At 67.3% G+C, this 9,365-nt stretch carries 9 protein-coding genes; 7 read left to right on the forward strand and 2 right to left on the reverse strand.

Annotated elements, in window-relative coordinates:
* The 4 genes from V2B31_RS18110 to V2B31_RS18125 form a co-directional block, all read left to right on the forward strand.
* Positions 1-469, forward strand: a 469-nt coding sequence (locus V2B31_RS18110) for an amidohydrolase family protein (protein ID WP_328281172.1), incomplete at its 5' end; no start/stop codon positions are given.
* Between the two features lie 144 nt (positions 470-613).
* Entirely contained in the window at positions 614-1,042 is a 429-nt protein-coding gene (gene ligA / locus V2B31_RS18115) for a protocatechuate 4,5-dioxygenase subunit alpha (RefSeq protein ID WP_328281173.1), read from the forward strand.
* Positions 1,042-1,935: a class III extradiol dioxygenase subunit beta gene (locus tag V2B31_RS18120; RefSeq protein WP_328281174.1), complete on the forward strand. Its 894-nt coding sequence runs from the start codon at positions 1,042-1,044 to the stop codon at positions 1,933-1,935. The genes ligA and V2B31_RS18120 overlap by 1 nt, the downstream gene beginning before the upstream one ends.
* A 105-nt stretch (positions 1,936-2,040) precedes the next feature.
* Entirely contained in the window at positions 2,041-2,979 is a 939-nt protein-coding gene (locus V2B31_RS18125; protein ID WP_328281176.1) for a Gfo/Idh/MocA family oxidoreductase, read from the forward strand.
* Between the two features lie 6 nt (positions 2,980-2,985).
* On the opposite strand, the gene V2B31_RS18130 is transcribed toward V2B31_RS18125, so the two are convergent.
* Both V2B31_RS18130 and V2B31_RS18135 read right to left on the reverse strand, forming a co-directional pair.
* Positions 2,986-3,213 (reverse strand): hypothetical protein, encoded by a 228-nt coding sequence (locus V2B31_RS18130; protein ID WP_328281177.1) that lies wholly within the window; start codon positions 3,211-3,213, stop codon positions 2,986-2,988.
* A 31-nt stretch (positions 3,214-3,244) separates the two neighbouring features.
* Positions 3,245-4,117, reverse strand: a complete 873-nt coding sequence (locus tag V2B31_RS18135; RefSeq protein WP_328281179.1) for a helix-turn-helix domain-containing protein — start codon at positions 4,115-4,117, stop codon at positions 3,245-3,247.
* Between the two features lie 130 nt (positions 4,118-4,247).
* On the opposite strand from V2B31_RS18135, the gene V2B31_RS18140 reads away from it, so the two are divergent.
* From V2B31_RS18140 to V2B31_RS18150, 3 genes are all read left to right on the forward strand, one after another.
* Entirely contained in the window at positions 4,248-6,650 is a 2,403-nt protein-coding gene (locus V2B31_RS18140; protein WP_328281181.1) for a hypothetical protein, read from the forward strand.
* Between the two features lie 243 nt (positions 6,651-6,893).
* Positions 6,894-8,063, forward strand: coding sequence for a 4-hydroxybenzoate 3-monooxygenase (pobA, locus tag V2B31_RS18145; RefSeq protein WP_328281183.1), 1,170 nt, complete (start codon positions 6,894-6,896; stop codon positions 8,061-8,063).
* The gene (locus tag V2B31_RS18150) at positions 8,060-9,070 is read left to right on the forward strand and encodes an aldo/keto reductase (protein ID WP_328281185.1); all 1,011 of its coding nucleotides are present in this window, start codon (positions 8,060-8,062) and stop codon (positions 9,068-9,070) included. The genes pobA and V2B31_RS18150 overlap by 4 nt, the downstream gene beginning before the upstream one ends.
* Positions 9,071-9,365: the final 295 nt, after the last annotated feature.

The following is a 9,365-nucleotide window of genomic DNA, read 5'->3' on the forward strand; positions in this document are numbered from 1 at the left end:
GATGCACGCGACCGGCGGCTATTATATCGCGGCCGACACGATCGCCTTCATGCAGCTGCTGGAGGGCGACCTGTTCGCCGACTTCCCAAGCCTGCGCTTCATCATCCCGCATGGCGGCGGGGCGGTGCCCTATCACTGGGGGCGCTATCGCGGCCTTGCCGACATGCTCAAGAAGCCCAGCCTCGACCAGCATCTGATGAACAACATCTTCTTCGACACTTGCGTCTATCACCAGCCGGGGGTCGATCTGCTGGCGGATGTGATCGACAACAAGAATATCCTGTTCGGGTCGGAGATGGTCGGCGCGGTGCGCGGCATCGATCCGACCACCGGCCATTATTTCGACGACACCAAACGCTATGTCGATGCGCTGGCGATCAGCGACGCGGAGCGGCACGCGATCTTCGAGGGCAATGCGCGGCGTGTGTTTCCGCGGCTCGACGCGAAGCTGAAGGAGAGGGGACTGTGATGGGCACCTACAATCGTCCTCCCCTGCAAGGGGAGGTGGCATGGCGAAGCCATGACGGAGGGGTGTCGCCCTCACGAGAGCGGGACACCCCTACACCACCCGCTTCGCTGGCGGTCCCCCTCCCCTTGCAGGGGAGGAACTAGCATGACCCAGCATAACGACATCCACGCCTATCTCGCCGAGTTCGACGACATTCCCGGCACCCGCGTGTTCACTGCGAAGCGCGCGCGGCAGGGCTATCATATGAACCAGTTCGCGATGAGCCTGATGAAGGCGGAGAATCGCGCGCGGTTCAAGGCCGACGAGCGCGCCTATCTCGACGAATGGCCGCTCAGCGAGGAGGCCAAGCAGGCGCTGCTCGCCCGCGATTACAACAAGTGCCTCGACCTTGGCGGCAATATCTATTTCCTCTCGAAGCTGTTTTCGACCGACGGCATCGCCTTCGCCGATGCGGTCAGCACCATGACCGACATGAGCTTCCCCGAATATCGCGAGATGATGAACAGGGGCGGGCGATCGCCCGAAGGGCTTCGGTCGCTCAAGGAGAGCGCCGGCCGAAAGGGAGAAGCCTGATGGCCCGGATCACCGCAGGCGTCGCGTCGAGCCACATCCCGCTGCTCGGCGTCGCGTCCGACTTCGGCAAGGATCAGGACGACTATTTCGGCCCGATATTCGCCGGCTATGACTGGACGCGGGAGTGGGAGAAGGCGGAAAAGCCCGATGTCGTGATCCTGGTCTATAACGACCATGCGTCCGTCTTCGACATGAAGATCATCCCGACCTTCGCGATCGGCTGCGGCGAGCGCTACAAGCCCGCCGACGAAGGCTGGGGGCCGCGTGCGGTGCCGGATGTGGAGGGGCATCCCGACCTGGCCTGGCATATCGCGCAGAGCCTGATCCTGGACGAATTCGACATGACCATCATCAACGAGATGGATGTCGACCATGGCCTGACCGTGCCCTTGAGCATGATGTTCGGCAAGCCCGACGCCTGGCCGTGCAAGGTCATTCCGCTGGCGGTTAATGTCGTCACCTACCCGCCCCCGTCGGGCAATCGCTGCTGGGCGCTGGGCGAGGCGATCGCGCGGGCGGTGGCGAGCTTCCCCGAAGACCTCAACGTGCAGGTTTGGGGCACGGGCGGCATGAGCCATCAGTTGCAGGGGCCGCGCGCGGGCCTCATCAACAAGGAATGGGACAATCGCTTTCTCGACGGCCTCATCGGCGACAGCGACCATCTGCGCCGTATCCCGCACATCGAATATCTGCGCGAAACGGGCAGCGAGGGGATCGAGATGGTGATGTGGCTCATCATGCGCGGAGCGCTCGGCAAGGCGACGCGGGCGCTGCATCGCCATTATCATGTGCCCTGCTCCAACACCGCGATCGGCCACCTCGTGCTGCGGCCCGACAATGGCGAGGGGCTGGACATGACCGGCAGCGGCGTCGCGGTGCTGGCGGCGGAGTAACCTAAGGGGTTGGGGTGGGGGCTTTCCAATTGAGCGAAGCCTTTGCCGCACAACCCCACCCCCTACCCCTCCCCTGAAGGGGAGGGGCTATTGAAGGAGTAGTTCATGCATATTGCCCTGGCGGGCGCCGGCGCGTTCGGCGAAAAGCATCTCGATGGCCTGAAGAATATCGACGGCGTGACCGTCACCTCGCTGGTCGGCCGCAACCTCGAGCCGACGCAGGCGGTCGCGGCGAAATATGGCATCGGCCATGCGACCACCGACCTTGCCGAGACGCTGGCGCGCGACGATGTCGATGCGGTGATCCTCTGCACGCCGACGCAAATGCACGCGGCGCAGGCGATCGCCTGCATGGACGCGGGCAAGCACTGCCAAGTCGAAATCCCGCTCGCGGACAGCTGGGCGGACGCGCAGGCGGTGCGCGCCAAGCAGCAGGAAACCGGCCTCACCTGCATGGTCGGCCATACCCGCCGCTTCAACCCGTCGCATCAATATGTGCACAACCGCATCGCGGCGGGCGAATTCGCCGTGCAACAGATGGACGTGCAGACCTATTTCTTCCGGCGCAAGAATATCAACGCCAAGGGCGAGCCGCGCAGCTGGACCGACCATCTGCTCTGGCACCATGCCGCGCATACCGTCGATCTCTTCGCCTATCAGGCGGGCAGGATCGTTGACGCCCATGCGATGCAGGGGCCGATCCACCCGGACCTCGGCATCGCGATGGATATGTCGATCCAGTTGAAGAGCGAGACGGGCGCGATCTGCACCCTGTCGCTGTCGTTCAACAATGACGGGCCGCTCGGCACCTTCTTCCGCTATATCGGCGATACGGCCACCTATATCGCGCGCTACGACGATCTGGTGAATGGCAGGGAAGAGCCGATCGACCTCAGCGGCGTGGCGGTGTCCAACAACGGCATCGAATTGCAGGACCGCGAATTTGTAAGCGCCATCCGCGACGGCCGCGAGCCCAACAGCAGCGTGCAGAAAGTGTTCGACTGCTACCGCGTTCTGGGCGAACTGGAAACGCAGCTGGGCTGATCGGCCTCAATCCGTCAGGATAGGATGCGCCAGCCGCAGCTCATCCAGCAAGGCTTCGATCAGGGCGACATCCCGCGCGGTCCCGGTCGGCGTGACGCTCCAGTTGCAATGGGCATGGGTGGCGCTGTCGTAGAGGCGAATGGGGCCGATCGCCTTGCGCCAATGATGCTTGGTCTTGCCATGGTCGCGCAGCAGCCGCGCGACGAGCAGGTCGATAAGGTCGTTCGCCGTCATGATGGGCAACTAGGCGCGCTTCGACGACGGTTCAACCGCCCCGCGCGGCGCGCCAGGCGCGGGGGGGCTGGCCGATATGGCGGGCGAAGAAGCGCGAGAAATAAGCGGGGTCGTCAAAGCCGACGGCATAGGCGATGTCCGCCACGCTCATCTGCGAATAGAGCAGCAGCCGCTGCGCCTCCAGCAGGCAGCGATCGTCCAGCATCTGCTGCGGCGGGGCGCCGGCGACGCTGGCGCAGGCCTGGCGCAGCGCGGTGAGGCTGGCGCCCAATGCGCGGGCGTGGGCCGAGACCGGCTCGCGCAGGCGGAAGCGCTGGTCGATCCGCTCGCGCAGCCGGGCGACCAACGCCGCCTGCCGCGCGCTGCCCGCCGGAATCGCCCCAGCCAGCGCGGCGTGGCGCAACGCCATGACCATGAGCAGCAGCAGCGCCGATTCGACCGCCGCGCGCTGGCCCGCCCCGGCCCAGCCCAGTTCGCGCATCAGCCGGGCGACGATCGCGTCGGCTTCTTCGCCCTCGTGGCGGCTGAGCGCGGCGGCATGAGGCCGGGCGAACAAGGGCGCCAGGTCCGCGTCGCGCGCGACCAGATCGCGCAGATAGGCGTCGGCGATGGTGGCGACATGGCCGCGCGAGTCCCGGTGCCAGACAAAGCCATGGACGACGCCCGCCGGGATCAGCAGCAGGCAGGGCGCGTCGAACCGCACTTCCGCCCCCTCCGCCAGCATCGCGCCGCCGCCGTCGGCGATCAGGATGATATGGTTGAGGTCGCGGTGGATGTGCGGGCGGATCGTCCATTCGCTGGGGCGCGAACGATCGTCGAGGCTTTCAACATGGACGAAGCCTTCGGCAACGCTCCGCTGCGGTTCGCCGTAGAGGTAGAAATGGGGGACGGGCGAGCGAGTCATGGCGGATCGTCCAACCATGGCAGGACGCTAGGCGTCCGACAAGCCAGGCGGGCGGACCCGGCGCGCAGGGCGGGGCGTTCGGCGGGTGCGGCCTTGGCACGGGCGGCGGGATCGGGATAAGGGGTTCAGCATGACAGGCTTCCCGATCAAGAGGTTGACGCTGGGCAGCGCCGCGCTGGCGCTGGCGTGCCTCAGCGCGGTGCCGCTGCGCGCCGCCGATCCCGCGCCGTTCGAGCTGGCCGGTCCCACCGTGCGGGTTCAGGTGACGCGCGGCGACAAGACCCTGCCGATCGCGCAGGTGCCGAGCCTGGCCGAGGGCGACCGCATCGCCATCGCCGCCGACCTGCCCGCCGATCAGGGCGCGCGCTTCATCCTGGTGTCGGCCTTCCTGCGCGGCGCGACCAATCCGCCGCCCAAGGACTGGATCGCCTTCGCCGAGACCTGGAAGAAGAAGGAGAAGGACCGGGCGCTGACGCTTACCGTGCCCAAGGGCGCGCGGCAGATGGTGCTGTTCCTGGTGCCCGACACCGGCGGCGCGGAGGGCGTGCTGAGCGATGCGGTGCGCGGCAAGCCCGGCGAGTTCGTGCGCGCGACGCAGGATCTCAACCAGGCGTCGCTCGACCGGTCGCGGCTCGACGCCTTCATGGGCGCGATCAAGGCGCAGGAAAACAGCCATCCCGAATATCTGCGCACGCTCGCCCCGCCGCTGGCGCGCAGCCTGTCGATCAAGCTCAACGAGGAATGCCTGTCGAAGGTGATCGAGATGCAGGCCGCCTGCCTGCTCGAAAATCGCGAGACATTGGTGCTGGCGGACGTGCACAGCAGTTCCATGGCCGAAACGCTGACCGGCGCGCCGACCGACCTCGTCCTGCAATTGAGCGCCACGCGCGAGGCGGGCTATGGTTTTTACAGCCCCTATATCGGCGTGATCCGCGACGTGGCGCGCATCTTCGGCGCGTTCAGCAATCCCGAATTCGGCTATCTGCCGACGCTGAGCGTCCGCCGCGACGCGGACATGGCGCTGCTGCTCAACGCCGCGCCGTCCTTCGCCAAGCCCAAGTCGGTGATGGTCGTCGCCATGCCCGCGATCGAGGCGGACAGCCCGCCGCGCCTGCGCAGCGGGGCGAAGGGACCGATCTGCGCCGCGCGCGCCGGCGCGGTGCTGCCGGTCGAGGGTGCGCCGCTCATCTATTCGACCGCCTATGCCCGCGACATGCGGGTGGCGCTGAAGGCCGTATCGGGCGAGACGGTGGAGCTGCCGGTCGTGGCCCGCGCCGACCGGGGCGGCTATGTGCTGGGCGGCGACCCGCTGCCGCCGGCGTTCAAGGGGACGGTGCAGGCGCATCTTTACGGCCAATGGGGCTTCGACCGGTTCGAGGGGCCGGACTTCAGCTTGCAACTGCCCGACGAACTGGGCTGGAAAGTCGATGGCGAGCCGAAACTGGTGGTCGGCCGCGACGACGTGCTGACGCTCAAAGGGAGCGCGCCCGCCTGCGTCGAGAGCGTGACGTTGCGCCAGGGCGATGCCGTGCCGCAGGCGGTGCAATGGGCGGTGCGCGGGCAGGACGCCATCGCCGTCACCCTGCCGCTCGGCGAGCGGCGGCCGGGGGCGATCAGCGTCGATGTCCAATATGTGGGGACGGCCGAGCCGACGACGATCCCGCTCAAAAGCTACGCGCAGGCGAGCCGGCTCGACGGGCTGGCGATCCATGCCGGGGACCGGACGGCCGTGCTGACCGGCCAGCGGCTCGACCAGGTGGACAGCGTGGAACTGGGCGGCCTGTCGCTGCGCCCCGACGGCCTGACGCGCGACGGATCGGTCGATCGGCTGCGCTTGATGGCGCAGGGCGACGCGCGCGCGCCCGAGGCGGGGCAGGAATTGCGCGCGCGGGTGCGGCTGCGCGACGGGCGCAGCGCGTCGCTCGACGTGACGGTGGCGGCCGCCCGGCCACAGGTGCGGCTGCTCAGTCGCACGGTGACGCCGGGCGCGGCGAGCGGCAAGGCGCTGGCGCTGCCGGGCGATGCCTTGCTGCCCGACAATGGCCGGCTGGTCTTTTCGGTCGAGACGGCGAGCGGCGTGGCGCTGACCGCCGCCGATTCGATCGATATCGCGCCCGCCGATGAGAGCGCGGCGATCCGCCTCACCACCGCGACCGGCCTGCGCCTCGAAGGGCCGCAGATCGCGATCGCCAGCCTCGATCCCAAGGCGGTTGCGCCCGCGCTGTTCGGCCCGCTCCGTTTCCGCCTGCGCCATGGCGACGCGGTGAGCGACTGGCAGCCGCTGGTGACTCTGGCGCGCCTGCCGCAGATCGAGGCGGTGACCTGCGAGCGGGCAGGGGCGGGCTGCACCATCCGGGGCCGCGACCTGTTCCTGATCGACGCGGTCGGCGCGACGCCGGGCCTCGACCGCGCGGCTGAGGTCGCGCATGGCTATACCGGATCGACCCTGACCGTGCCGAGGCCCAGCGACGGCAAGCTCTATGTCCGGCTGCGCGACGCGCCCGACACGGTGGTGACGCTGCCTGTCGCCTGATCGTCCAGCTTTGCGGGTCCGTTTCCGCACGCAATCCTCACCCCGTTCGTTTCGAGCGAAGTCGAGAAACGAGGAGGATGCGCTATCCGCTTCTCGACTTCGCTCGAAGCGAACGGATGGTGGAGCGCTGAAGATGATGATGCTGATCTGGTGGATCGTCCAACTAATGTGGTGACGCCGCCCTGTCGCCCTTCGCCGCTTCTGGGCATCCTTCCTGCATAGTCATTGCGGGAGAGGTGCATCATGAAAACGCAGGTCGCCATCGTCGGCGCAGGCCCGGCCGGGCTGCTGCTCGGCCATTTGCTGCGCGCCGAGGGGATCGAGGTCGTCATCGTCGAGCGTGCGTCGCCCGACTATGTGCTCGGCCGCATCCGCGCCGGCGTGCTGGAGCGCACCACCACCGACCTCATGGACCGGCTGGGCCTGGGCGCGCGGATGCACGCCGAAGGGCTGCCGCATGACGGCTTCTACCTCGCCGATGGCGAGCGGCTGATCCGCATCGATATCGCGGCGCTGACGGGCAGACAGGTGATGGTCTATGGCCAGACCGAACTCACCCGCGACCTGATGGCCGCCGCCCCCGAGCGCGGGTTGGAGATCGTCTATGACGCCGGCGACGTCGCGCTGCACGATGTCGACAGCGACGCGCCCTGGCTGACCTACAGCAAGGATGGATCGACCCACCGCATCGACGCCGCCTTCATCTGCGGCTGCGACGGCTTCCATGGCCCCTCGCGCAAGGCGATCCCCGCGTCGGTCGCGACGGCTTACGAGAAAATCTATCCCTTCGGTTGGCTCGGCATATTGGCGGACGTGCCGCCCTGCTCGCACGAACTGATCTACGCCAATCATGACCGCGGCTTCGCGCTCGCCTCGATGCGGTCGGAAACGCGCAGCCGCTATTATATCCAGGTGCCGCTGGACGAGAAGATCGAGGAATGGCCCGACGATCGCCTCTGGGATGAGCTGGCGGTGCGGCTGGGGCCGGAAGCGGGCGCGAAAATCACGCGCGGGCCTGCGCTCGAAAAGTCGATCGCGCCACTGCGCAGCTTCGTGTTCGAGCCGATGCGCCACGGCCGGCTGCTGCTCGCGGGCGACAGCGCGCATATTGTGCCGCCCACCGGCGCCAAGGGGCTGAACCTCGCCGCGTCGGACGTGCATTATCTCTCCGACGCGCTGATCGCCTGGTTCCGGCGGGGTGACAATGACGCGGTGGCGGGCTATTCCGCCAGGGCGCTGGCCCGCATCTGGAAATCCGAGCGTTTCTCTTGGCAGTTGACGAAGCTGATGCACCGCTTCCCCGACGCCGACGCTTTCGATCGCCGGATGCAGGTCGCCGATCTCGACTATATCGCCTCTTCGGTCGCGGCGCAGACGACGATCGCGGAAAATTACGTAGGATTGCCCTTATGACCAGCCTGCCCACCCGGACTGTCGGCCCCTTCACCGTGTCGGCGATCGGGTTGGGCTGCATGAGCCTCAGCCACGCCTATCTGCCGCGACCGGATGCGGCGTCGGCCGAGCGGCTGCTGCGCCATGCGCTGGATGCGGGCGTGACCTTCTTCGACACCGCCGCGCTCTACGGCTTCGGGGCGAACGAGGAACTGGTGGGGCGGGCGCTCGGCGACCGGCGCGGCGAGTTTACCCTGGCCAGCAAATGCGTGCTGGCGGAAATCGACGGCCAACGGGGGCTGGACGGCTCGCCCGCCGCGATCGCCCGCGTGCTGGAGGATTCGCTGCGGCGCTTGCGCGTCGACCATATCGACCTCTATTATCTCCACCGGCTCGATCCCAAGGTGCCGATCGAGGAATCGGTCGGCGCGCTGGTCCGCGCGAAGGAAGCGGGCAAGATCGGCGCGATCGGCCTTTCGGAAATGTCCGCCGCGACCTTGCGCCGCGCCGATGCGGTGCATCCGATCGCGGCGATGCAGACCGAATATGCGCCCTGGGTGCGCAACCCGGAAATCGCGGTGCTGGACGCCTGCGCCGAACTGGGCACGGCGTTCGTCGCCTTCTCCCCTGTCGGGCGCGGGCTGCTGGCCGGCGGGGTCGGCCCTGACGGCGTGCCTGAAGGCGATATCCGCGCCGCGATGCCGCGCTTTGCGCCGCCGCATCTGGCGGCCAATCTCGCCTTGGTCGACCGGTTGAGGGCGCTGGCGGCGGAGGCGGGCCGCACCCCGGCGCAATTGTGCCTGGGCTGGCTGCTGGGCAAGGGCGACCATGTCGTGCCCATACCCGGCACCACCAGCATCGCCCATCTCGACGAGAATCTCGCGACCCTGGCGTTCGACTGGCCAGCGGACCTCATTGCCGCGATCGACTCGCTGTTTCCGGTCGATGCGCCGTCGGGGCCGCGCTATGCGCGCGCCATGCAGGCGCAGGTCGATACCGAGACCTTTGCGGGCGAACCGCTCGCATGAGCGGAAAGTCCTGCTTTCCCTTAGGGTTGGAGGCTGCGGTTTCGGTTCGTCGCTGAAATTTCAAATTTATGGCATTTCTTGGTTGACCGACTCAAAAGCCCTCCATATATGCCGCTTCACCGGACGGGACGCTGCTTCTGCTGAAGCGCTGACGGTCTGGTCGCCAGCATAGACGGACACTGTCCCCCGGAACGCAAGGAACGGGGTGAATGGTTGTCCGCCATTGATTGTCTGGCAGGTTCTTTGACATTGTTGAAAAGATGAAGGGACATGTGGGCGGCGGCTCCGGTCTGTG

This window comes from Sphingobium sp., assembly GCF_036170395.1.
Taxonomy (GTDB): domain Bacteria; phylum Pseudomonadota; class Alphaproteobacteria; order Sphingomonadales; family Sphingomonadaceae; genus Sphingobium.

Bases quoted from the DNA above. Each gene is read 5' to 3' on its own strand.
- V2B31_RS18130 (WP_328281177.1), bottom strand. From the start codon at position 3,213: ATGACGGCGAACGACCTTATCGACCTGCTCGTCGCGCGGCTGCTGCGC.
- V2B31_RS18140 (WP_328281181.1), top strand. From the start codon at position 4,248: ATGACAGGCTTCCCGATCAAGAGGTTGACGCTGGGCAGCGCCGCGCTG.
- V2B31_RS18135 (WP_328281179.1), bottom strand. From the start codon at position 4,117: ATGACTCGCTCGCCCGTCCCCCATTTCTACCTCTACGGCGAACCGCAG.
- V2B31_RS18120 (WP_328281174.1), top strand. From the start codon at position 1,042: ATGGCCCGGATCACCGCAGGCGTCGCGTCGAGCCACATCCCGCTGCTC.
- ligA (WP_328281173.1), top strand. From the start codon at position 614: ATGACCCAGCATAACGACATCCACGCCTATCTCGCCGAGTTCGACGAC.
- V2B31_RS18150 (WP_328281185.1), top strand. From the start codon at position 8,060: ATGACCAGCCTGCCCACCCGGACTGTCGGCCCCTTCACCGTGTCGGCG.
- pobA (WP_328281183.1), top strand. From the start codon at position 6,894: ATGAAAACGCAGGTCGCCATCGTCGGCGCAGGCCCGGCCGGGCTGCTG.
- V2B31_RS18125 (WP_328281176.1), top strand. From the start codon at position 2,041: ATGCATATTGCCCTGGCGGGCGCCGGCGCGTTCGGCGAAAAGCATCTC.